Source organism: Streptomyces sp. NPDC045998 (assembly GCF_056430285.1).
This window is the reverse complement of the sequence record NZ_JBWKLJ010000002.1, coordinates 155,571-177,506: the sequence shown is the minus strand read 5'-3', so window position 1 is coordinate 177,506 and position 21,936 is coordinate 155,571. Positions and strand designations below refer to the sequence as shown.

Genomic DNA, 21,936 nt, shown 5'->3' with positions numbered 1-21,936 from the left:
GCGTTCAAGCGGCCTGATCGAAGTGTGCGTCAGGGCTTTCGTCGCCGCAGGGCGCATCACACGGGGCGGGTTCGCCGTCGGCGTTCGACAACTCCGCCTTTTCCAGGGTGCGCAGCACGATCCAGCACAGCAATGTGATGACGTGGGCGGTCCAGGCGTTGTGCCACACCCATGGCCACCAGGCGGGTGCGGGTGTGGCGAGGGCTTCGGTGGCGGTGAGCAGCATGGCGGCGGCCAGGCTCCAGCACACTGTGCGCTCGGCCCGGCGGGTGCTGGGCGAGAAGCGGTTGGTGCGCCGACGGGCGGACGGCAGGTGATCGGGGCGCATGCGGTTTTCCCTTGGAGGGCCCGAGGGCCGGCAGGCAGGTACGACCGTCCGGGGCTGGACGGCCGGTGACGCGTGAGGAGTCGTGCCACCCGCGGCGGCGGGTGTTGCTCGCCCTGGGGGAGGCGTGTGCGCTGGCTCAGATGCTGCGGGATCAGCCATGCCCACGCGAACAGGTAGCTGGCCACTGGAGCCGTTTTCGGCCAGCGTCACGACGCTTGCATGACATGTTCCCTGCAGCAAGTATTGCCGTAAGACATGCTTAAAAGCGGAAATATGTTTCCACTTCTTTGGCCCCTAATCGCCCGTGCGTGCGATGGGTTGGGGGGGCAGGTCCGTCACTTCCCTCAGGGGGAAGTTGATGACTGCCCAGAGCGACCACTTCCGTGGACCAGGCCGGGCAAACCGGTGAGCGAGCCGCGGTGATCGGCCCAGCGCCGTCCCCTGACCGGATCGGCCGGTATGAGCGGCTCCATCCGGGGGTTTCCCCATTTTTCAGGCGTAGGCGGTGGTGTTCGGGGATCCTGTCGAGGTACCTCTGAAAACCACTGCAAGGAGACCTCCAGTGCGCCTCCCGACCCGGAAAGCCTCCGCCGCCCTCATCGCCGCAGTCGGCCTCGCCCTCCCCCTCCTCACCCCCACACCCGCCTCGGCTGCCACCGCCACCAGCCGCTTCGCGAACTACCGCTACGGTGATTGCCTGCGCGAGAGCTCCGAAACCGACCTCAAGGGCGACCGCTGCACCACCGGACGCGGCAGCCTCCTGTGGCAGTGGAACGGCCGCCTCAACACCAACACCACTCTTAAGAACAACTTCTGGGGCCGCTGCCTCGACAGCAATGACCGGGGCGACGTCTACCCCCTGGGCTGTAACGGCGGCTCATACCAGAAGTGGCGCACCGTCCAGCCCGCCGCCCGCAGCGCCGTCATGCTCCAAAGCGTCGGCACGGGCCGCTGCCTCTACCAGCAGGACGACGGCTACTACCGCACTGCCCGCTGCGACCGAGGGGCCCAGAACCAGCGCTTCACCATCGGCTGAACGGATCTCTCGACCGCTTCGAGATGCCGCCTGGCGAGCAGCTCTTCTGTTACGCGACTTGGTAGGTTCCTGACCGGTCTGGTCCCCGCGGAGCTGCGGATAGCGTGCGGGCATGACGATGGAGAGCAAGGGGCGGGTTCTGTACCGGCAGGGCAGCGGGTTCTGGCGGATGACGGCGAAGTGGGTCCTGGTCTTCGGGGCCCTGTACCTGGTGGACGGTGGGCTGGTCCGATCGTGGAGCGACGCCGTGGCCTGGCCGTTCATCTGGTTCGTGCTGTGGGTGCCGTTCGGGATCGGCGTGTTCTGGTATCCGAAGAGGGACCAGAAGGTCACGCTGACGACACGTGAACTGCGCATACGGCGCAGGCGGCTGCCGATGGAGAAGGTGAACCTGCTGCACGTGGCGCGCCTGTGGCTGGAGGGGCGGTCGACCGCCGACCACCAGCCGGTACTGGAGTGGACCCGCCGTGACCGCGTGGTGTGGGTGCCGCTGCTGGACGGCCAGGCGTACGGCGTGGAGTTTCGCGACCCGGCCGCGTTCGCCAAGGTTTTCGGCGCCTTCGCGGTCGCGGCGTGCGGCGGGCCGGAGATCGTCCGGGCCAGGGCCGCAGCAGCGGACTACCCTGAGCCGCGCCCGAGGGTGATCCGCTCCGCCGACAACGGCTCCCGTACGGACCTCCTGGACCTCTTCGGCTGAGAGGCGGGACTTCTCGCCGCTGGCCCGGCCCTTCGGCACAGGCGCTGGGGCGGGCGTACGGCACGGCCTGACCCCCGGGCCACGTGGGTCCGGGGGTCAGGAGGGTCATGCACGCGCTCGTCGGGGCCGGCGGCCCCGCTCCGTGGGGGACCGGCCCGTCAGTCGCCCGGGCGGATGCGGCCGCGCCAGCCGCCGTCTTCCCCACCCTGCTTCTCGATGTACTCCTTGAACCGGCGCATGTCGCCCTTGACCCGGCGGTCGATCATGCCGGTCATGTCGGCGGCCTTGTCCGCCATACCGCTCGGCTCGACGTCCATGACCAGTTCGACGCGCGTGTGGGTGTCGTCGAGGGGCTGGAAGCTGACCATGCCCTTCTGGTGGGTGTCGCCGCTGATCGTCCGCCACGCGATCCGCTCGTCGGGGAGCTGGTCGATGATCTCGGTGTCGAACTCCCGCTTCACCCCGCCGATCTTGGTGACCCAGTGGTTGTGGCGGTCGTCGACCTGCCTGACCTCCTCGACCCCCTCCATGAAGTGGGGGAACGACTCGAACATGGTCCACTGGTTGTAGGCGGTGTGCAGGGGCACCTCGACCTCTACGGCTTCCTTCACCGTGCTCATCAGTGACTCCTCGCTTCCGTGCTGTCGGCGACGCGCGGCGGGTTCCCGCCGCGCTCGGCACGTCATCCGGGTAACCCGCTTGCGCTCGGCTATGCGTCCTCACGCCGTGAAGTGGAATTTCAGGGCGGCGAGGACCTCCTCGGGGCGCTCGGCGGGGGCTAGGTGCGAGGCCCCGGGGATCTCGGTGAGGGCGGCGTCGGGGAGGGCCGTGGCGAGCTCATGGGCGTGGGTGGGCGGGGTGGCCGGGTCCTCGAGGCCGGCGAGCACCAGGGTGGGGGTGGCGATGGAGGGCAGGGCGTCGCGCAGGTCGTAGGCGGCCAGGGCGTCGCAGCAGGCGGCGTACGCAACCGGATCCGCCCGGCGCAGGTCGTCGACCAGGTGCCGGGCCAGGGGGTCACCGCTGAAGCCGGGTGTGAACCAGCGGGAGGCCGCCGTCACCGCGACCGGTGCCGTGCCCTCGCGGCGTACGAGCGCGGCGCGGTCCCGCCAGGGGCCGGGCTCGCCGAAGTGGGCGGAGGAGCAGACGACGGCGAGCCGGTGCAGCCGGTCGGGGTGGTGCGCGGCGAGCTGGAGGCCGACGGCGCCGCCGAGGGAGACGCCCGCGTAGTGGAACCGCTCCAGGCCGAGGGCGTCGGCGAGGCGCAGGACGTGCGCGGCGAGGTCGGCGACGGTGACGGTGGCGGTGGTGGTGCCCGGCCGGAGGAGTCCGGCGGGGCTGTGCCCGTGTCCGGGCAGGTCCCAACGCACGCGGCGGAAGGTGGTGAGCCCCGGTGCGACGCGGTCCCACAGGGCGGTGGAGGTGCCCAGGGACGGCCCGAGGAGCAGGGCGGGGGCGGTGTCGTCGCCCTCCGTGACGTGGTGGAGAAGGGCGGGTTGGTTCTTCGGCTTCGTCGCCATCGGCTTCATCGGCGTTCCAGGGCGCGGTCGGTGAGGGGCCCGGCCGCGCCCGTGTAGTGGGTGGGGTCCGTCAGCTCGGATGACACGCCGAGTACGTCGGCGAGCGGTTTGCCGGTCGTGCGGACCTCCTCCGCCGCACGCGTGAGCACGTCCTTCGGGAAGCGGGTCCGCAGCCGCTCGGAGACGATCAGACCGTGGGTGAGGTCCAGGTCGGCCCGCATCCGCTCGGGGTGGACGCGCAGCCCTTCGGCCAGCCGCACGGCGTGGTGCGCGCCGCCGCCGACGAGGCGCAGCAGGTCGCGCAGCGGCTCCCACTCGGCGTGCCAGGCGCCGGGGGGCCGCTCGTCCTCGGCGGCGACGGAGGCGTACAGGACGGCGGCGAGGGCGGGCGCGCGCCGGGCGGCCGCCGCGAGCAGGGTGGAGCGTACGGGGTTGGTCTTGTGGGGCATGGCGGAGGAGCCGCCGCCGCTGCCCTCGGTCACTTCGCCCGTCTCCGTCCGGGAGAGGACGAGGACGTCCGCGGCGATCTTCCCGAGCGCCCCGGCGGTGAAGGCGAGGGCGCCGGCGAGGTCGGCCACCGGCGTACGCAGGGTGTGCCAGGGCAGGGCCGGTTCGGCGAGGCCGAGTTCGCGGGCGTACGCGCCGACGAGGGCGAGCGGGTCGCAGCCGTAGGCCTCGAAGGCCGCCAGGGTCCCGGCGGCGCCGCCGAGTTGGACGGGCAGCCGGTCGCGTACGGCGTGCAGCCGGTCGCGGGCGTCCAGGACGAGGGCGCGCCAGCCCGCCGCCTTCAGGCCGAAGGTGGTGGGGACGGCGTGCTGGGTGAGGGTGCGGCCGGGCATCGGCGTGTCGCGGTGCGCGGCCGCCTGGGCGCCCAGGGACGCGGCGGTGCGCTCCAGGTCCGCCAGCAGCGGCGCGAGGGTGCGGGAGGCGACGAGCATGGCCGCGGTGTCGAGGATGTCCTGGCTGGTGGCGCCCCGGTGGACGTACGCCCGCGCGTGTTCCGGTACGGCGGCGGTCAGGTCCGCGACGAGCGGGATGACGGGGTTGCCGCCGGTACGCGCGCGCAGGGCCAGGTCCCGTACGTCCGGGGCGTCGAAGGGGCGCGCGCAGGCGGCCGCGATGGCCTCGGCGGCCTCCGGGGGCGCCTGGACGCGGGCGAGGGTGGCCTCCGCGTCGAGCATCGCCCGCAGGAAGGCCGCGTCGGAGGTGGCGGCCTCGGCCGGTGTGCCGGCGCTCCCGGGGGCGAGCAGGCCCGTCTCCTCGGGGTCGTACGCGGTCGCCGTATACGCCGTGTACGCCGTCATGTGAACTCCAGGAAGACGGTCTCGTCCTCGCCCTGCAACCGGATGTCGAACCGGTACGTCCGGTGCGGTTCGGGGCGCGCGACCAGTGTCGCGGCGCGCGCGGGCGGCAGCGAGGCGAGCAGGGGGTCGTCGGTGGCCCCGGCCCCGGCGGGCTCGGGGAGGTAGGCGCGGGTGAAGAGGTGGTGGGTGAGCCCGCGGGCGAAGACGCACAGGCTCAGGTAGGGGGCGCCTGCGCCCCGCCGGCCGGGGCGCAGGGTCCGTACCGTCCAGTGGCCGTCGGCGTCGGTCGGTACGCGGCCGAAGCCGGTGAAGTCGACGCCGTTGCGGCCCAGGAAGCCCCCGGTGACGGGGTCGCGGCGCATCGAGCCGCCCTTGCGCGGCAGTTCGCCGTCCGGACCGGGCCCCCAGACCTCGATGAGCGCGTCCGGGACGGGCCCGCCCTCGCCGTCGAGGACGTACCCGTGGACGGTGATGGTGTCCGGGTGCCCGAAGGGGGCTATCTCGCCGCCGCCGGGGAACGGGAGGGCGTACCCGTAGAAGGGGCCGACCGTGTGCGAAGGGGTGGGGTCGAGGGCGCTCATCGGCCGTCCTCCATCCAGGTGGCGGCGGGGCCGTCCAGGACGATGTCCCAGCGGTAGCCCAGGGCCCATTCGGGGGTGGACAGGGTGTGGTCGTAGGTGGCGACCAGGCGCTGCCGCGCGCGTTCGTCCGTGACGGACTGGAGGATCGGGTCGTACGGGAAGAGCGGGTCGTTCGGGAAGTACATCTGGGTGACGAGCCGTTGCGTGAACGCGGAGCCGAAGAGCGAGAAGTGGAGGTGGGCGGGCCGCCACGCGTTGGTGTGGTTGCGCCAGGGGTAGGCGCCGGGCTTGATGGTGGTGAAGCGGTAGTGGCCGTCGTCGTCGGTGAGGGTCCGTCCGACGCCGGTGAAGTTGGGGTCGAGGGGCGCCGGGTGCTGGTCGCGCCGGTGGGCGTAGCGGCCGGCGGCGTTGGCCTGCCAGAGCTCGACGAGCTGCCCCCGTACGGGACGCCCGTCGCGGTCGCGTACGCGTCCGGTGACGGTGATGCGCTCGCCGATCGGTTCGCCGGGGTGCTGGCGGGTGAGGTCGTTGTCGAGCTCGGTCACGTCGGTCTCGCCGAAGGCGGGCGCGGCCAGCTCGACGGCTTCCGGGTCGCGCTGGGCGGCGATGGTGACGAGCGGCCGGCGCGGGTGGCGCAGCACGCTGGAGCGGTAGGGCGGGTAGTCGCGCGGCGGGTGGTCGGCGCGCGGGGCGCCGTCGGCGACGGACTTCTCGTACGCGGTGCGCTGCCGGACGATCTCGACGTCGATGTCCTGCTGGGTGAGTGCCATGGCGGTGAACTCCTGCGGGATCGGCGGGCTCAACGGGCTTCGGTCGCCCCGGTACGCACCGGGGCGGCCGTGCGGTCGGCGATGTCCCGGGCGGTGACTCCGGGGGCCGTCTCCACGAGCACCAGGCCGTCGTCGGTGACGTCGAGGACGCCGAGGTCGGTGATGATCCGGTGGACGCAGGTCCGGCCGGTGAGCGGCAGGGTGCACTCCTCGACGATCTTCGGGCTGCCGTCCTTGGCGGTGTGCGTCATGGTGACCAGCACCCGCCGGGCGCCGTGGACGAGGTCCATGGCGCCGCCGATGCCGGTGACGAGCTTGCCGGGGACGGCCCAGTTGGCGAGGTCGCCGCGGGCGGAGACCTGCATGGCGCCGAGGACGGCGACGTCGATGTGGCCGCCGCGGATCATCGCGAAGGAGAGCGCCGAGTCGAAGTACGAGGCTCCGGGCAGGACGGTGACGGTCTCCTTGCCCGCGTTGATGAGGTCGGGGTCGACTTCGTGCTCGTACGGGTAGGGGCCGGTGCCCAGGATGCCGTTCTCGGATTCGAGGACCACGTGGACGCCGTCGGGGAGGTGGTCGGGGATGAGGGTGGGCAGTCCGATGCCGAGGTTGACGTACTCGCCGTCCCGCAGTTCGGCGGCGGCGCGGGCGGCCATCTGGTCGCGGGTCCAGGGCATCAGCCACGCGCCTCTCGGGTTGTCGTGCGGTCCGTACGCGTCGGAGGGTCCGTACGGACGGGGCGGACGGGGCGGACAGGGCGGATCGTGCGGACCGTGCGGTTCTCGATCTTCTTGTCGGCGGCCTGCTCCGGGGTAAGGGCGACGACGCGCTGGACGAAGACGCCCGGCAGGTGCACGTGGTCCGGGTCGATCGCGCCGGGCTCGACCAGCTCCTCGACCTCCGCGACGGTGACGCGTCCGGCCATGGCCGCGAGCGGGTTGAAGTTGCGGGCCGACCTGGCGAAGACGAGGTTGCCGTGGCGGTCGCCCTTGGCGGCGCGGACGAGCGCGAAGTCGGTGCGGATGCCGTGTTCGAGGACGTGCGGTACGCCGTCGAACTCCCGGACCTCCTTGGGCGGGGACGCCACCGCGACGCCGCCGTCGCCGTCGTACCGCCAGGGCAGGCCGCCGTCCGCGACCTGGGTGCCGACGCCGGCCGGTGTGTAGAAGGCGGGGATGCCCGCGCCGCCGGCGCGCAGCCGCTCGGCGAGGGTGCCCTGGGGGATCAGCTCCAACTCCAGCTCGCCGCCGAGGTACTGGCGGGCGAACTCCTTGTTGGCGCCGATGTACGAGCCGGTCACGCGGGCGATGCGCCCGGCGGCCAGGAGCACGGCGAGACCGGACTCCAAGGCTCCGCAGTTGTTGGAGACGACGGCGAGGCGCCTGACGCCGGTCTCGAACACCGCCTGGATGAGCGTGTTCGGTACGCCGCTGAGGCCGAAGCCGCCGACGGCCAGGGACGCTCCGTCGTGTATGTCGGCCACCGCTTGCGCTGCCGTGGCCACCACCTTGTCCATCCGGCTGGTTCCTCCCGAGCGGAAAGAAATGCTCAGTGCACTGAGCATTTGTCGACGGGAAGCAGCCTGGCATCGCCTTCCGGGCCGGTCAAGACCCTCAGTGCACTGTGCATACGTGAGACACTGTCCCGGCTCGGGGACACCGGTCTCCTGGGAGAGTCGTCGGGAGAGAGGAGTCCACCGTGCCCGCACTCGATCTCGGCAGCCACCCGGGCCATCTGGCCCGGCGGTTGCAGCAGGCGCACACGCTGCTGTGGACCACGATGGTCTCGGAGGAGGTCACCTCCCCGCAGTTCGCCGTGCTCAACACCTTGGTGGGCGAGGACGCCCTGGACCAGCGGACGGTCGGCGAGCGGGTCGGCCTCGACCGCTCCACCATCGCCGAGGTGGTCCGCCGGCTGGCCGACCGCGGCCTCGTCGACAAGGTGCGCGACCCGCGCGACGGCCGCCGCTCCGTGCTGCACGCCACAGAGGAGGGCGTACGCGTGCACAAGCGCCTCGCGGTCCGCACGGCCCGGATGAACCAGGTCTTCCTCGCCCCCCTGGACCCCGCCGAGCAGACGGTCTTCCTGGCCCTGCTGCGCCGCGTCTCGGACGCTGCGGAGGGGCTCCGCAACCCGGCGGAGCCGGACTACGCGGTGGCGGGCGGGGGTTCGTAGGGATCGGCCGACCGGGGCTCCGGGGTTCAGTCCACCGTCAGGACGAGCTTGCCCTGGTGTCCGCCGCTCTCCATCTGCCGGTGCGCTTCGGCCATGTCCGCCGGCGCGAAGCGGCGGGCGATGGGCAGGGTGGCCTCACCGCGTGCCACCGCCTGGGCGACGTGGGCGACGGTGGCGGCCGAGCGGGTTCCGAACATCATGGTGATGCCGTACCGCTCGGCGAGCCCCGGGCCGGCCAGCGTCACGATCCGGCGCGTGTCGCCGGTCACGGCGACGGACACGCTGATGGCCTCCTCGGATCCCGTCAGGTCCAGCGAGGCGTCCACGCCCTGCGGGGCCGACTCGCGCACCCGCCGTTCCAGGCCCTCGCCGTACGCCACCGGGGTGGCACCGAGGGAGCGGAGGTAGTCGTGGTTGGCCTCGCCCGCCGTTCCGATCACATGGACGCCCCTCGCTCGGGCGAACTGCACCGCCAGGCTCCCGACGCCACCGGACGCGCCATGGATGAGCACCGTCTCCCCGGCCTTCGGCTCCAGCCGGGCCAGCGCGTTGAACGCCGCCTGCCCGACCGCCCCCACGACCGCGGCCGTCTCCCACGAGAGGGCCGCGGGCTTCGGCGTCAGGTTCTCCTCGGGGACGACGACCTGCTCGGCGTAGGCCGCCATGTCCACGAACCCGATCACCTCGTCCCCGACCGAGAAACCGCCGACACCGTCACCGACCTGGTCCACCACACCGGCGAACTCGTTGCCGAGCTGCTGAGGGAAAGAGATGTCGTAGACCGCGTCGAACTCCCCGCGCCGGATCTTGGCATCGATCGGGTTCAGCCCCGCCGCCTTGATCCGCACCCGGACCTGTCCCGCGCCTGCCTGCGGCTCGGGAAGATCAGCCACCCGCAGCACCTCCGGGCCGCCATAGGAGTCCATCACCACTGCCTTCATCACGCTTGCGCCTACACCTTCGAATGAGCGGTTAAATCGCCGGCCGAGGCTTCGGATGTGTCTCGAACAGCGTCTTCTGCTCCCCAGTCAACGTCTGCGCACCTTGGCGGGTCCAACACTCTCCGCCAGACACTCGACAGTCTCAGGCTGTTACGGTGAAGGGGTGGATCTCGATCTGCGCCAGGCCCGCTACGCCGTGACGCTCGCCGAAGAACGTCACTACGGCCGGGCCGCCGCCCGGCTCTCCATCGCGCAGCAGACCCTGTCCGCTCAGATCACCGCCCTGGAGAAGCGCCTCGGCGTCCAGCTGTTCCACCGCGACCGCCGCCAGGTGACCCCCACCCCCGCGGGCGAGGTCTTCACCACCCGCGCACGGCGGCTGCTCACTGATGCCCAACGACTTGTCGACGACCTCGCCCGCACCAGCACACCGCTGCGCATCGACGTCCTCACCGAAGGACTGACCCCCTCGCTCCTCGCCCAGCACTTGAGCTCCCAGACCCCGTGCCTGCCCTTGGAGGTCGTCCACAGCCAGGGCCTGGCCGCCGCGCTGCCCCGCCTGCTCTCCGGCGAGCTCGATCTCTCCTTCGGCCGTATCCACGGCCTGGGCCTCGGCCCCGGCCCCGGCCGAGAACTGCCGGCGCCCCTGGCCACCATGCCCGTACGGCTGGAGCCCATCGGTGTCATCGTCCCCGCCGACCACCCTCTCGCCGAACGCGACGAGGTGCCCCTGGCCTCTCTCGCCGACCACCCCCTCCTCGTCCACACCGCCGACGAAGCCGCCGAATGGCGCGACTGGATCGACCAGACCATGGCCGCCTTCGGGTTGCGCAGCGCGCTCCGCGTACGCGGGCACGGCCGCACCGCCGTCCACGCAACCGTGCAAGCCCGCGGTTACCCCGCCTTCGGCCTCACCACGGGGCAGCTTCCCGAGGGCCTGACCGCTCGCCCTCTGACCAGCCCGGTCCCTCTCTACCCCTGGCACGCCGTCTGGAACGGCACCACCGCGACGGCCGCCACCCACCGTGCTCTGGAGCTCGTCCACACCTACGCCAGGGCCCATCACTGGCATCGCCTTCCCGACGCTCCCTGGTGGCTGCCCGAAGCGGACCGCGCAGCACTGAGCCCACGGAAGTGACCAGCCGCGGGATCTGACGGCCCCCACGGGAAGCCCGCGGGAAAGTACCTGGGCATTGTCAGTGGCCCTCCCTACGATGGTCAGCAATTCCGAGTCCTCCTCGGTGGCGTGCGCGCATGCCCGCGTACGGCGCCGGGGCCAGGGCCGGGTCCATCGCGATTCGTGAGGGGGGGACCCCGCGATCGCCCGACCCGCACCCGCGGCCGCCGTCCGGGGCCGTGAGGGTGCTCCCTTGTGCCCATGAACCTTCGCCCGTCCGAGCCTTCCGAGTCCTCCGAGCCGTCGGTCAACACCTTCCAGGTGGACCTGCGCGGCCTCGTCGATCTGCTGTCGCACCACCTCTACTCCAGCCCGCGCGTGTACGTCCGCGAGTTGCTGCAGAACGCCGTGGACGCGGTCACCGCCCGCCTCGCCCACGACCCCGCCGCGCCCACGGGCATCCGGCTGACGGCCACCGGCGACGCCGTCGTCATGGAGGACACCGGCATCGGTCTGACCTCCGAGGAGGTGCACACCCTCCTCGCCACCATCGGCCGCAGTTCCAAGCGCGACGCCCTGGACAGCGCACGGCAGGAGTTCCTGGGGCAGTTCGGCATCGGACTGCTCGCCTGTTTCGTCGTCGCCCAGCGGATACGCGTGGTGTCGCGCTCCGCCCGCAAGCCCGACGAGCCGCCGGTGGAGTGGCTGGCGAGCGACGACGGGTCGTACACGGTGCGGACGCTGCCCCACGAGGCGCGTCCGGAGCCGGGCACCACCGTGCGGCTGGAGCCGCGCCCCGGGGCCGAGGAGTGGACCGAGCCGGGGCGTGTGGCCGAACTGGCGAGGGACTTCGGCTCGCTGCTGCCCCACGAGGTCACCTTCACGGGGCCGGACGCCGCCGACCGACCGCTGACGGAGCGGCCCGCCGTGTGGGACCGGCCGTACCCGACGCCCACCGCGCGGCGCGTCGCGCTCGCCGGGCACTGCGCGCGGGTCTTCGGGTTCACGCCGCTGGACTCCATCGACCTGGACCTGCCGGTCGCGGGCGTACGCGGTGTCGCCTACGTCCTGCCCTCCGCCACCAGCCCCGCCCACCGGGCGGCGCACCGGGTCTACCTGAAGGGCATGCTGCTCACCGACCGGGCGGACAACCTCCTGCCCGACTGGGCGTTCTTCGTCCGCGTCGTCCTGGACACCGACACCCTGCGCCCGACGGCCTCCCGGGAGAACCTGTACGACGACGAGACCCTCGCCGCCGTGCGCGAGGCGCTCGGCGTCCGCATCCGCGAGTGGCTCACCGAGCTCGCGGCCGGGGACCCGGACCGGCTGGCGGCGTTCCTCACCGTGCACCACCTGGGCGTGAAGTCGATGGCGCGGCACGACGCCGAGCTGTTCGCGCTGATGCTGCCGTGGCTGCCGTTCGAGACCAGCGACGGCCGGGCCACCCTCGACGAGTTCGTACGGGCCCACCCGCAGGTCCACTTCACGCGCACGGTGGAGGAGTTCCGGCAGGTCTCCCCCATCGCCGCCGCGCACGGCCTCGGCGTCGTCAACGGCGGGTACACCTACGACGCGGACCTCATCGCCCTGCTGCCCCAGGTCAGGGAGGGTGTCACCGTCAGCGAGCTCGACGCGGGCGCCGTCACGGCCCACCTCGACCCCGTCGAACCGCAGCAGGAGCTGGCCCTGGCCGCGTTCCTCGCCACCGCCCGGACCCGGCTCGACGCCCTGGGCTGCGATGTGGCGCTCCGCGCCTTCCAGCCCGTCACCGTGCCGGCGCTGTACCTCGACGACCGGGAGGCCCGCCACGAGCGGGACCGCGCGGCGGCCGAGGAAGGCGCCGACACCCTGTGGAGCGACATCCTCGGCGCCCTGCGCGGCTCGGCGCCCCGCGCCCGGCTGGTGCTCAACCACAACAACCCCCTGGTGCGGCGCGTCGCGGCGATCACCGACCCCGAGCTGGCCGGTACGGCGGTCGAGTCGCTGTACGGGCAGGCCTTGCTGATGGCGCAGCGCCCGCTGCGCCCCGCCGACACCTCACTGCTCAACCGGGCCTTCCTCGGGCTCCTGGAATGGGCGACGCACCCCACCACCACCCCCGCCGAGGGCACCACCCGGGAGGACGACAAGTGACCACCGCCGAACACGCGGGCCGGCCCGGCCCCGAGGACATCCGCCGGGCCCTGTGGGAGAACGAGTCCGCGCCCAACGGGCTGTTGCGCAACGCGCGGGCGGAGGAGCTGGTCACGGCGGCCGAGGCCACCGGGGACCGGGACCTGCTCCGACAGGCGCTCTTCGGGCTCGTCAGGGCGTACGAGTACAGCACCGAACGCGGCAAGATGCTGGTGCCGTTCGCGCGCCTCATGCAGGAGTGGGACCGTGACCCGTCCGCGTTCGACGGGGCGGACACCCACACCTTCCACTGGATGTTCAAGTGGGTCAGCTCCGGGATGCTGACGCTGCCGGAGATCCCGCTCGCCACCATGGAGCAGTGGCTCGGCGAGATGGAGCGCCGCTACCGGATGGCCGGATACAGCGAGCGGGCCGTGCGGCAGGCCGAGTTCGAGCTGGCCGAGGAGACCGGCGACACCGAGCGGGCGGCGCGCGCGTTCGCCGCGTGGACGGCGGCGGAGCGCGACCGGATGGCCAACTGCCACGCCTGCGAGCTGGGCGGCCAGGGCCACTACCGGCTGAGCCAGGGACAGGACGACGAAGCCCTGCGCACGTGGGCGCCGGTCCTCGACGGCAGCGCCGGGTGCATGGAGGAGCCGCACCGGGTGCTGGCCAAGTCGCTGCTCCCGCTGGTGCGGACGGGCCGGCTGGACGACGCTCGCGCCCACCACCTGCGCGGCTACCGCATGGCCCGGGGCAACGAGAGCCTGCTGCCCTCGATCGGCCTGCACATCGAGTTCTGCGCGCTGACCGGCAATGAGGGCCGGGGCCTGGAGATCCTCTCGGAGCACGCCGCGCACCTCGCGTCCGAAGGCAACCCGTGGGCCCGGCTGGAGCTGCTCACCGGGGTCCTGGTCCTGACGCGCCGGCTGCTGGAGCTCGGCATCGGCGAGCAGCCCGCGGTCGCGTACGCGGGGCGGCAGCGCACGGTGCGGGAGCTGCACGAGCTGCTGACCGCCGAGGCCACCGGGATCGCGGCCCGCTTCGACGAGCGCAACGGCAGCGACGTCGTGTCCGGGCGGCTGAAGCACCGGCTGGAGCGCGAACCGCTGCTGGCGAGTCTGCCCCTGGGCGTACGGGCCGCCCGGCTCGCGGGCCCGCCCACCCCGGCACCGGTGGTGCCGGTTCCCCGTGGCGGTGACCAGGCGGCGGCCCCCGGGGGCTCGGCCTCCCCGGCCGACCTGCTCGCCGGGGCAGTCGCCGAAGCCCGGGAGCTGCGCGCCCAGGGCCACCCCCGGGCGACGGCCGCCTGGGACCGGGTGGAAGCCCTGGCCTCACAGGCGGGCGAGACCACGGAGGGGGGCGACACCACGGAGGGGGGCGACACCACGGAGGGGGGCGACACCACGGAGGGGGGCGAGGTTTCGCAGGCGGGCGAGACCACCGATCCGCTGCTCGTGGCCGACCTGCTGGACCACCGGGCCATCCGCGCCGGGCGCGCGGGCGACGAGAGCGCGCGGGAGCTCTTCGAGCGGACCGCCGCCGCCTACCGCGCCGCCGGTGAGCCGAGCCGTGCCGCGCTCGCCGAACTGCGCGTGGCCACCGCGGCGGTGCGAGCGGGCGCGGAGCCGGAGGAGGTCCGCGACCTGACGGCGGCCGCCGCCGCCTCGGCCCAGGCCCTGGACCCGGCCGACCCCACCAGGACACGCCGGATCGCGACGGCCGCCCTGCTGAAGATAAAGATCGACGCGGCGCTGCGCCACGACGAGGAGGACCACGGCGACGCACGCCTCGAAGCCGATCTGGCCGTGTTCACCGAACAGTTCGGGCGGGACACGGGCAGCGACGGCAGCGGTGTGGACGATCTGCTCGCCGAGGCGGACAGCATCCGCGCCGACCTGGCCTGGCGGTCGGGCGACGCGGACACGGCGGACGAGCTGCTCGCCCTGGCCGCGCGGCGCGTCATCGCCTCGGGCCACCCCTGGGACGCCGCGGAGCCGCTGTCGCGGCGGGCCCGGCTGCTGATGCGGCTCGGCCGCCTCGACGACGCCGAGGAGGCGGCCCGCGCCGCGGTGACGCACGGCGCGGAGCTCGTGGACCCGCACGAACTCGGCGTGGTGCGGCTGACGCTGGCGGAGGTGCTGTACCAGCGGGACGGCGAGGAGGCCGAGGCCGCGCAGTACGCCCTCGAGGCCGCCCACTGGTTCGACGCGGCGGGCGACTCCGCGGGAGCGGGCGCGTACGCCCGGCTCGTCCTCGCCCAGGCCCTCGGCGAGACGGGTCGCTCCGCCGAGGCGGCCGAGGTGCTGGAGTCCGCGCTGCCGGACCTGCTGGAGCACGGCGACGAGCAGGCCGTGCGCGCCCGCGACACGCTCGCGCGGAACCTGCGCGCACTGGGCGACCGGCGGGCCGCGGCGGAGCAGTACCTTCTCGCCGCCGAGGTGGCCAAGGGCTGGGAGCACCCGGGGCCGCACGCCCAGCTGGCGACGCTCGCCGCCGAGTGCCTCTCGGGCGCGGGCCTGCGGGACGAGGCGGTCGCGGCGTACCAGCGGGCCGTCGAGCTGTGGGAGAGCGTGGGCGATCCGGTCTCCCTCGCCCGCGCGCTGCGTTCGCTCGCCTGGCTGGAGATGCGCGGCGGCGACCCGGCCGCCGCCAGGGACCTGATGGCGAGGGCGCTCACGGCGGTCGAGGGCGAGGGGGCCGAGCTGCTGGTGGAGCGTGCGCGTACCTGGGCGCAGACGGCCGAGCTGATCCTGGACGAGCTGTACGCGGAGGACGGGGAGGAAGCGGAGGACACGGCGGACAGGGCGGACGCGGCGGACGGGGCGGACGGGGCGGACGGGGAGGGCGTCGGCGAGACACGGCAGGACACTGCCGCGGCCGCCGAGGCCGCCGAGGCCCGGCGCGAGGCGGTGCTCCTGCTGGAGCGGGCGGAGGCGGCGTTCGCCGCGCTCGGCGCCGGCGCGCTGGACGAGCGGGCGCGGTGTGCCGTCCAGGCGGCGTGGGCAGAGCAGGGCCTGGGCCGTACGGACGCGGCCACCGCACGACTGCGGTCGCTGATCGACGAGTTCGGCGCTCTGGACACGGAGGAGTCCCGCGGCTGCCTCCCGCAACTGGAGCACACGCTCGAACAGATCGGCGGCGGGGCCTGACCCGGACACGACGGGGGTCGGGCGACTCGGTCCGGGCCATCGCGGCCCGGGCCGTGCGTCCGCCGGCCGGAATGCCGGACGGACCACCTGGCGGACCACCTGGCGGACATGCGGCACCCGGTCGCCACGGCGCGGCCGCCGCGCCACTACACTCCGCGCGGCGCGGCGACACGGGCAGGGGACGGGGCCGACGCCCGGATGTCCCATGTCGAGAGGGAGAGAGGAGCCAGGATGCGCGTCGCGCTGTTCGTGACCTGCGTCAATGACGCGGTGTACCCCGCCACCGGCATCGCCGTGGTGAGGCTGCTGCGGCGCCTGGGGGTCGAGGTGGACTTCCCGGCGGAGCAGACGTGCTGCGGCCAGCCGCAGTACAACACCGGCTATCGAAGCGAGACGCTGCCGCTGGTGCGCCGGACGGTGCGGGCGTTCGAGGGGTACGAGTACGTCGTGACGCCGTCGGGTTCGTGCGCGGCGATGGTGCGGGACAACTACCCGAAGCTGGGCGCGCCGGAGCTGGGGCCCCGGATGTACGAACTGACCGAGTTCCTGGTCGACGTGCTGGGTGTGACGGACGTGGGCGCGTACTTCCCGCACACCGTCACGTACCACCCCTCCTGTCACGGCCTGCGGATGCTGGGGCTCGGGGACCGGCCGCGCCGGCTGCTGGAGGCGGTGAAGGGCCTCGAGCTGGTGGAGCTGCCGGGCGCGGAGGAGTGCTGCGGGTTCGGCGGGACGTTCGCGGTGAAGAACGCCGCGGTGTCGTTGGCGATGGGCCGCGACAAGGTGCGCCACGCGACCGGGACGGGCGCGGCGGTGCTGTGCGGCGCGGACAACTCGTGTCTGATGCACGTCGACGGGATCCTGCGGCGGGAGGGGGAGCGGATGCGGGCGGTGCACATCGCCGAGATCCTGGCGAGCACGGAAGAGGAGCCGCTGCGGTGAGCGGGACGACGACGTTCGTCGGGATGCCGGCGTTCCCCCAGGCGGCGGCCACGGCCGTACGCGACGAGCGGCTGCGGGCGAACCTGCGGCACGCGACGCACACGATCCGCGACAAGCGGGCCCGGGCGGTCGCGGAGTTGGCGGACTGGGAGCATCTGCGGGAGGCGGGCAAGCAGATCAAGGACCGTACGCTGCGTCATCTGGACACGTATCTGCTCCAATTGGAGGCGGCGGTCACGGCGGCGGGCGGCACGGTCCACTGGGCGGCGGACGCCGACGAGGCGAACCGGATCGTCACCGAGCTGGTGAAGGCCACCGGCGAGCGCGAGGTCGTGAAGGTCAAGTCCATGGCCAGGCAGGAGATCGGCCTCAACGAAGCCCTGGAAGCGGAGGGCATCGCGGCGTACGAGACGGATCTCGCCGAGCTGATCGTGCAGTTGGGCGACGACCGACCCTCGCACATCCTGGTCCCCGCGATCCACCGCAACCGCGGCGAGATCCGTGACATCTTCCGTGAGCGGATGGGCGCCTGGGGGCGGCCCGCGCCCGACGGCCTGACCGACACGCCCGCCGAACTGGCCGAGGCCGCCCGCCTGCACCTGCGCGAGAAGTTCCTGCGCGCCACAGTGGGTATCTCCGGCGCGAACTTCATGGTCGCCGAGACAGGCACGCTGGTGGTGGTCGAGTCCGAGGGCAACGGGCGGATGTGCCTGACCCTGCCCGAGACCCTGATCTCGGTCGTCGGGATCGAGAAGGTGGTGCCGACCTGGCGGGACCTGGAGGTGTTCCTGCAGACGCTGCCGCGTTCGTCGACGGCCGAGCGCATGAACCCGTACACCAGCATGTGGACCGGCACGAGCGACGGGGACGGGCCCCGGACGTTCCACCTCGTCCTGCTCGACAACGGCCGCACCGCCGCGCTCGCCGACGAGGTCGGGCGGCAGGCGCTGCGGTGCATCCGCTGTTCGGCCTGCCTGAACGTGTGCCCCGTGTACGAGCGGGCCGGCGGCCACGCGTACGGCTCCGTCTACCCCGGCCCGATCGGCGCCATCCTCACGCCCCAACTCCGGGGCACGGCCAGCGGGATCGACGCCTCGCTGCCGTACGCGTCGTCGCTGTGCGGGGCGTGTTACGAGGTGTGCCCGGTGGCCATCGACATCCCCGAGGTGCTGGTGCACCTGCGCGGGCGCGTCGCCGAGCAGGGCGGCAGGGGGCACCGGCTGGAGAAGGCCGCCGTCCGGGCGGCGACCTGGCTGCTCGACCACCCCACCGCCCTCGCCGCCGGTGAGCGGCTCGCCGCCGCGACCCGCCGCGCGCATCCGTCGCGGCTGCCGGGCGCGGGGCCGTGGACGGAGGGCCGGGAACTGCCGGAGATGCCGGAGCAGTCGTTCCGCGAGTGGTGGAGGAAGAACCAGGCATGAACGCCGAACCCCGTAAGGGCGACGAGCCCCGCACGAGCGCCGAACTCCGCGGTGGCACCGGACCTCGCCACGGCACCGGACACCGCGACGGCTCCGATCCCGCGCCCCCACCCGCGCACGCGCCCGCGCCCCGCAGCGGCTCCCGCGAGCGGATCCTCGCCCGGATCCGCGCGGCCGTCGCCGACGCACCCGAAGCGCCGGAGCCGGCCCGCGACTACCTCACCGCGCACGCCCCGTCCGACGACCCGGCCGCGCTCCTGGACCTCCTCCACCACAACCTCGCCGACTACCGCGCCCATGTGCACCGTACGACCGAGGAGCGGCTCCCGGAGGTCATCGCCGGCCTGCTCGCCGAACACGGCGTACGGTCGCTCGCCGTGCCGCCCGGGCTGCCGGCCGCCTGGCTCGCCGGAACCGGTGCAGAGCAGCGCCACGACACCCGCGCCGAACCGCTGACACCCCGCCGGCTCGACACGACCGACGCCGTCGTCACCGGTTGCGCCCTGGCGATCGCCGAGACCGGCACCCTCGTCCTGGACGGCACCGAAGGCCAGGGCCGCCGGGCCCTGACGCTGGTGCCGGACCTCCACGTGTGCGTCGTGCGCGCGCCGGGCCAGGTCGTCGCGTCGCTCCCGGAGGCGCTGCCGCGCCTGGTGCCGGGGCGTCCACTGACCTGGGTGTCCGGGCCGTCCGCGACGAGCGACATCGAGCTCGACCGGGTCGAGGGCGTCCACGGCCCGCGCACCCTCCACGTCGTCCTGGTGGTCGGCGACCGGTAGAGAGGGGGCGCGCGCAGGCGCGCGTGGGGGCGTACGCGCAGGACGCGCGCTGCGGCGCGACACGCGCACGCGCACCTCAATCCAGGCGCACTCTGCGTCACGCATATTCACTACGCGTGATGACGCCTGGTGGAGTCGGGTCGGTGCCCGCCATGAGGAGCCAGGCGGATCACCATACGAAAGGGAAGCCCTTCATGGCCGTCGAGACACGTCCCGCTCCCGAGCCGCCGCACATCCTCACCCAGGAGAGCGTCCAGCTCAGCCTCAGCACGCGGGCCGCGCGGAATCTCGCCACGACCACCAAGTCCGAACCGCAGATGCAGGAGATCAGCTCTCGCTGGCTGCTGCGCAAACTGCCGTGGGTGCACGTCCCCGGTGGCGCCTACCGGGTCAACCGCCGCCTGTCGTACTCGGTCGGGGACGGCCGCGTCACCTTCATCCAGACCGGCTCCAAGGTGCAGGTCGTCCCGGCCGAGCTGTGTGAACTGCCGCTGCTGCGCGGGTTCAACGACCCGACCGCCCTCGCGGCGCTGGCGGACAAGTTCGTCCAGAAGACGTACGAGCCGGGCCAGGTCCTCGTCGAGGCGGGCCGCAAGCTGGACACGGTCTTCCTGATCGCGCACGGCAAGGTGGAGAAGGTCGGCAAGGGCAAGTACGACGACTCCGAGACGCGTCTCGGCATGCTCGCCGACGGCGACTCCTTCGGCGGCCGGGTGCTGGCGGGCGCCGCCGACGCCAAGTGGGAGTTCTCGGTCCGCGCCCTCACCACGACCACCGTGCTGACGCTCCCCCAGTCGGCGTACAAGACGGTGGCGTCGCAGTACGAGACGCTGCGCGACCACGTCCAGGGGCTCACGTCCAACGGGCACCGGCCGACGAACAAGTACGGCGAGGTGGAGATCAGCTTCCTCTCGGGCCACGAGGGCGAACCGCCGCTCCCGACCACCTTCGTGGACTACGAACTCGAGCCGCGCGAGTACGAGCTGAGCGTCGCGCAGACGATCCTGAAGGTGCACAGCCGGGTCGCCGACCTCTACAACAAGCCGATGAACCAGACCGAGCAGCAGCTCAAGCTGACGGTCCAGGCGCTGCGCGAGCGCCAGGAGCACGAGCTGGTCAACAACCCGGACTTCGGGCTGCTGCACAACACGGACTACAACCAGCGCATCCAGAGCCCCGCCGGTCCGCCGACCCCGGACGACCTGGACGACCTGATCAGCATGCGGCGCGGCACGCAGTACATCTTCGCCCACCCGCGCGCGATCGCCGCTTTCGGCAAGGAGTGCACCAAGCGCGGCGTGAACCCCGGCAGCGTGGACATCGGCGGCCACCACATCCCCGCGTGGCGCGGCATCCCCATCCTGCCCTGCGGCAAGATCCCGATCACCGAGCACCAGACGTCCTCGATGATCGCGATGCGTACGGGCGAGGACAATGAGGGTGTCATCGGCCTCTACCAGACGGGGCTGCCGGACGAGTACGAGCCGGGCCTCAACGTCCGGTTCATGGGGATCGACGAGAAGGCGATCATCTCGTACCTGGTCAGCACCTACTACTCGGCCGCGATCCTCGTCCCCGACGCCATCGGCATCCTCGAGAACATCGAGGTCCGTCCGCGTGCGTAGACGCCTGCGTAGTCGCCTGCGCGGCCGCCTGCGACCGAACCGGAAGGTGAAGGAGGGCCGGGCCGATGTCGCTGCTGTCCCGGATGTCCGCGCCTGCGGCCGTCCATGAGCTCGCGGGCCTGGTGAGCGCCGTGCTGAACGGGCCCTCGGGGCCCGCGAAGCTGTCGGCGCCACCGGCGCCCCGGCTGCCCACCGGTCCGACGGGGCTGGGCTCCGCCGCCGCCCGGCTGTGGTCCCTGGGGCCGGCGGGCGGTGTGGCGAAGGGCTCCCCGGCCCCTACCGGGCGCACCGCACCCGGCGGGACCACCGCGCGCACCGGAACCGCCACACCCACCACGCCCACCGGGACCACCGCGCCCGACAGGACCGCCACACCCGACGGGCGGACCGCCTCCGCCCCCTCCACCGGGTCGCATCCCACGCTGTACTGCCCGCCCGCCCTCCGCGACGACCCCGCCCTCGGCGAGGCTGTCAACGAGCGGCTGGTCGCCTGGGCCGAGGAGATCGGCATCTACCCCGGTCAGCTCGACAAGGTCCGCTCGGCCGACTTCGGACGGCTGATGATGCTGGCGCACCCCGAGTCGGACGACCCCGACCGGCTGCTGGCGGCGGCGAAGTGCGCGCTGGCCGAGTGGGCCGTCGACGACCACTACGTGGACGGGGAGGCGGAGGAGGCCCGGCACGACCTGCTGGGCCGACGGCTCGCCATCGCCCACTCGGTGATCGACCAGGCCCAGCTCCCCTTGCGGTACGCGCCGGAGCTGGAGCAGGTGGTGCGCGCTGACCCGGTGGCGATGGCCCTGCGCTCCGCCCTCACCAACCTGCACGACCACGCCACCACGACCCAGGTGCGCCGCCTCCGCCACGAGCTGGCCATCATGTTCGTCGCGTACGGCCAGGAAGGCGTGTGGCACACGAAGGGGCAGCGGCCGCCGGTCTGGGAGTACCTGATGCACCGTCACGAGAACAGTTTCATCCCGTGCATGGTGCTGGTGGACGCCGTCGCGGGCTACGAGGTGCCGATGGCCGAGTTCTCCGACCCCCGGGTGCGCCGGACGTTCAACCTGGCCGGCACGGCGACGGTCCTCATGAACGACCTGTACTCGATGGGCAAGGAAGACCCCACGGACTTCAGCCTGCCGATGCTGATCGCGGCCGAGGAGCAGTGCTCCATGGAGGTCGCGGTGGAGCGCAGCGTCGAGATCCACGACGAGCTGATGCACACCTTCGAGGCCGAGGCGGCCGCCCTCTCCGTCACCGGCTCCCCCGAACTGCGCCGCTTTCTAGCCGGTACGTGGGCCTGGGTGGGCGGCAACCGCGAATGGCACGCGGGCAGTGCCCGCTACAACGTCGCCGAAGCGGCCTGACGTCGTATCCGCTCACCCCTCCCTTCCCCTCCCCCCTTCCTCCCCCTCCCCCCCCACACACATCACAGGGAG

19 protein-coding genes and 1 pseudogene are annotated in these 21,936 nt (G+C 72.9%); 11 read left to right on the top strand and 9 right to left on the bottom strand.

Annotated elements, in window-relative coordinates; translation table 11 throughout:
• Nucleotides 1-4 precede the first annotated feature (4 nt).
• Nucleotides 5-328, bottom strand: coding sequence for a hypothetical protein (locus AC07FJ_RS05735; protein ID WP_479045631.1), 324 nt, complete (start codon nucleotides 326-328; stop codon nucleotides 5-7).
• 562 nt (nucleotides 329-890) lie between these two features.
• On the opposite strand from AC07FJ_RS05735, the gene AC07FJ_RS05730 reads away from it, so the two are divergent.
• Nucleotides 891-1,364: an RICIN domain-containing protein gene (locus AC07FJ_RS05730; protein WP_479045629.1), complete on the top strand. Its 474-nt coding sequence runs from the start codon at nucleotides 891-893 to the stop codon at nucleotides 1,362-1,364.
• A gap of 112 nt (nucleotides 1,365-1,476) precedes the next feature.
• Nucleotides 1,477-2,061: a hypothetical protein gene (locus tag AC07FJ_RS05725; protein ID WP_479045627.1), complete on the top strand. Its 585-nt coding sequence runs from the start codon at nucleotides 1,477-1,479 to the stop codon at nucleotides 2,059-2,061.
• Between the two features lie 158 nt (nucleotides 2,062-2,219).
• On the opposite strand, the gene AC07FJ_RS05720 is transcribed toward AC07FJ_RS05725, so the two are convergent.
• From AC07FJ_RS05720 to AC07FJ_RS05690, 7 genes and pseudogenes are all read right to left on the bottom strand, one after another.
• Nucleotides 2,220-2,681, bottom strand: coding sequence for an SRPBCC family protein (locus AC07FJ_RS05720; protein ID WP_479045625.1), 462 nt, complete (start codon nucleotides 2,679-2,681; stop codon nucleotides 2,220-2,222).
• 108 nt (nucleotides 2,682-2,789) lie between these two features.
• A pseudogene (locus AC07FJ_RS05715) lies at nucleotides 2,790-3,578 on the bottom strand (alpha/beta fold hydrolase); the annotation flags it as partial.
• 5 nt (nucleotides 3,579-3,583) lie between these two features.
• Nucleotides 3,584-4,882 carry a 3-carboxy-cis,cis-muconate cycloisomerase gene (gene pcaB / locus AC07FJ_RS05710; protein WP_479045623.1) on the bottom strand — a complete coding sequence of 433 codons (1,299 nt, stop codon included), beginning with the start codon at nucleotides 4,880-4,882 and terminating at the stop codon, nucleotides 3,584-3,586.
• Complete coding sequence (pcaG, locus tag AC07FJ_RS05705) at nucleotides 4,879-5,463, bottom strand: protocatechuate 3,4-dioxygenase subunit alpha (protein ID WP_479045620.1); 585 nt, start codon at nucleotides 5,461-5,463, stop codon at nucleotides 4,879-4,881. The genes pcaB and pcaG overlap by 4 nt, the downstream gene beginning before the upstream one ends.
• On the bottom strand, nucleotides 5,460-6,233 hold the full coding sequence (gene pcaH, locus AC07FJ_RS05700) for a protocatechuate 3,4-dioxygenase subunit beta (RefSeq protein ID WP_479045618.1): 774 nt from the start codon (nucleotides 6,231-6,233) through the stop codon (nucleotides 5,460-5,462). Before pcaH ends, pcaG begins: the two co-directional genes overlap by 4 nt.
• A 29-nt stretch (nucleotides 6,234-6,262) precedes the next feature.
• A complete protein-coding gene (locus AC07FJ_RS05695) occupies nucleotides 6,263-6,910 on the bottom strand; it encodes a CoA transferase subunit B (RefSeq protein ID WP_479045616.1) in 648 nt (215 codons plus the stop codon).
• Complete coding sequence (locus AC07FJ_RS05690; RefSeq protein WP_479045613.1) at nucleotides 6,910-7,749, bottom strand: CoA transferase subunit A; 840 nt, start codon at nucleotides 7,747-7,749, stop codon at nucleotides 6,910-6,912. Before AC07FJ_RS05690 ends, AC07FJ_RS05695 begins: the two co-directional genes overlap by 1 nt.
• Before the next feature lie 182 nt (nucleotides 7,750-7,931).
• On the opposite strand from AC07FJ_RS05690, the gene AC07FJ_RS05685 reads away from it, so the two are divergent.
• Nucleotides 7,932-8,408, top strand: coding sequence for a MarR family winged helix-turn-helix transcriptional regulator (locus AC07FJ_RS05685; protein ID WP_479045611.1), 477 nt, complete (start codon nucleotides 7,932-7,934; stop codon nucleotides 8,406-8,408).
• A 26-nt stretch (nucleotides 8,409-8,434) separates the two neighbouring features.
• Here the strand turns inward: AC07FJ_RS05685 and AC07FJ_RS05680 are convergent, their stop codons facing one another.
• Nucleotides 8,435-9,349, bottom strand: a complete 915-nt coding sequence (locus AC07FJ_RS05680) for an NADP-dependent oxidoreductase (RefSeq protein WP_479046896.1) — start codon at nucleotides 9,347-9,349, stop codon at nucleotides 8,435-8,437.
• A 163-nt stretch (nucleotides 9,350-9,512) separates the two neighbouring features.
• On the opposite strand from AC07FJ_RS05680, the gene AC07FJ_RS05675 reads away from it, so the two are divergent.
• The 8 genes from AC07FJ_RS05675 to AC07FJ_RS05640 all read left to right on the top strand — a co-directional run bounded on the left by AC07FJ_RS05675 (nucleotide 9,513) and on the right by AC07FJ_RS05640 (nucleotide 21,864).
• Nucleotides 9,513-10,487: a LysR family transcriptional regulator gene (locus AC07FJ_RS05675; protein ID WP_479045608.1), complete on the top strand. Its 975-nt coding sequence runs from the start codon at nucleotides 9,513-9,515 to the stop codon at nucleotides 10,485-10,487.
• A gap of 240 nt (nucleotides 10,488-10,727) precedes the next feature.
• Nucleotides 10,728-12,599 carry an HSP90 family protein gene (locus AC07FJ_RS05670; RefSeq protein ID WP_479045606.1) on the top strand — a complete coding sequence of 624 codons (1,872 nt, stop codon included), beginning with the start codon at nucleotides 10,728-10,730 and terminating at the stop codon, nucleotides 12,597-12,599.
• The gene (locus AC07FJ_RS05665; RefSeq protein ID WP_479045604.1) at nucleotides 12,596-15,730 is read left to right on the top strand and encodes a tetratricopeptide repeat protein; all 3,135 of its coding nucleotides are present in this window, start codon (nucleotides 12,596-12,598) and stop codon (nucleotides 15,728-15,730) included. Before AC07FJ_RS05670 ends, AC07FJ_RS05665 begins: the two co-directional genes overlap by 4 nt.
• 231 nt (nucleotides 15,731-15,961) lie before the next feature.
• Entirely contained in the window at nucleotides 15,962-16,672 is a 711-nt protein-coding gene (locus AC07FJ_RS05660; RefSeq protein WP_479045602.1) for a (Fe-S)-binding protein, read from the top strand.
• Complete coding sequence (locus AC07FJ_RS05655) at nucleotides 16,669-18,093, top strand: LutB/LldF family L-lactate oxidation iron-sulfur protein (RefSeq protein ID WP_479045600.1); 1,425 nt, start codon at nucleotides 16,669-16,671, stop codon at nucleotides 18,091-18,093. Before AC07FJ_RS05660 ends, AC07FJ_RS05655 begins: the two co-directional genes overlap by 4 nt.
• A complete protein-coding gene (locus AC07FJ_RS05650; protein ID WP_479045598.1) occupies nucleotides 18,090-18,872 on the top strand; it encodes a LutC/YkgG family protein in 783 nt (260 codons plus the stop codon). Before AC07FJ_RS05655 ends, AC07FJ_RS05650 begins: the two co-directional genes overlap by 4 nt.
• Before the next feature lie 194 nt (nucleotides 18,873-19,066).
• Complete coding sequence (locus tag AC07FJ_RS05645; protein WP_479045595.1) at nucleotides 19,067-20,497, top strand: family 2B encapsulin nanocompartment shell protein; 1,431 nt, start codon at nucleotides 19,067-19,069, stop codon at nucleotides 20,495-20,497.
• Nucleotides 20,498-20,562: 65 nt separating this feature from the next.
• On the top strand, nucleotides 20,563-21,864 hold the full coding sequence (locus AC07FJ_RS05640) for a family 2 encapsulin nanocompartment cargo protein terpene cyclase (protein WP_479045592.1): 1,302 nt from the start codon (nucleotides 20,563-20,565) through the stop codon (nucleotides 21,862-21,864).
• Nucleotides 21,865-21,936 lie beyond the last annotated feature (72 nt).

Excerpts from the sequence above, each read along its gene's own strand:
- AC07FJ_RS05695 (WP_479045616.1), bottom strand. The coding sequence starts at position 6,910 with ATGCCCTGGACCCGCGACCAGATGGCCGCCCGCGCCGCCGCCGAACTG.
- AC07FJ_RS05640 (WP_479045592.1), top strand. The coding sequence starts at position 20,563 with ATGTCGCTGCTGTCCCGGATGTCCGCGCCTGCGGCCGTCCATGAGCTC.
- pcaG (WP_479045620.1), bottom strand. The coding sequence starts at position 5,463 with ATGAGCGCCCTCGACCCCACCCCTTCGCACACGGTCGGCCCCTTCTAC.
- AC07FJ_RS05680 (WP_479046896.1), bottom strand. The coding sequence starts at position 9,349 with ATGAAGGCAGTGGTGATGGACTCCTATGGCGGCCCGGAGGTGCTGCGG.
- AC07FJ_RS05645 (WP_479045595.1), top strand. The coding sequence starts at position 19,067 with ATGGCCGTCGAGACACGTCCCGCTCCCGAGCCGCCGCACATCCTCACC.
- AC07FJ_RS05690 (WP_479045613.1), bottom strand. The coding sequence starts at position 7,749 with ATGGACAAGGTGGTGGCCACGGCAGCGCAAGCGGTGGCCGACATACAC.
- AC07FJ_RS05725 (WP_479045627.1), top strand. The coding sequence starts at position 1,477 with ATGACGATGGAGAGCAAGGGGCGGGTTCTGTACCGGCAGGGCAGCGGG.
- AC07FJ_RS05660 (WP_479045602.1), top strand. The coding sequence starts at position 15,962 with ATGCGCGTCGCGCTGTTCGTGACCTGCGTCAATGACGCGGTGTACCCC.
- AC07FJ_RS05720 (WP_479045625.1), bottom strand. The coding sequence starts at position 2,681 with ATGAGCACGGTGAAGGAAGCCGTAGAGGTCGAGGTGCCCCTGCACACC.
- AC07FJ_RS05650 (WP_479045598.1), top strand. The coding sequence starts at position 18,090 with ATGAACGCCGAACCCCGTAAGGGCGACGAGCCCCGCACGAGCGCCGAA.
- pcaB (WP_479045623.1), bottom strand. The coding sequence starts at position 4,882 with ATGACGGCGTACACGGCGTATACGGCGACCGCGTACGACCCCGAGGAG.
- AC07FJ_RS05735 (WP_479045631.1), bottom strand. The coding sequence starts at position 328 with ATGCGCCCCGATCACCTGCCGTCCGCCCGTCGGCGCACCAACCGCTTC.
- AC07FJ_RS05670 (WP_479045606.1), top strand. The coding sequence starts at position 10,728 with ATGAACCTTCGCCCGTCCGAGCCTTCCGAGTCCTCCGAGCCGTCGGTC.
- pcaH (WP_479045618.1), bottom strand. The coding sequence starts at position 6,233 with ATGGCACTCACCCAGCAGGACATCGACGTCGAGATCGTCCGGCAGCGC.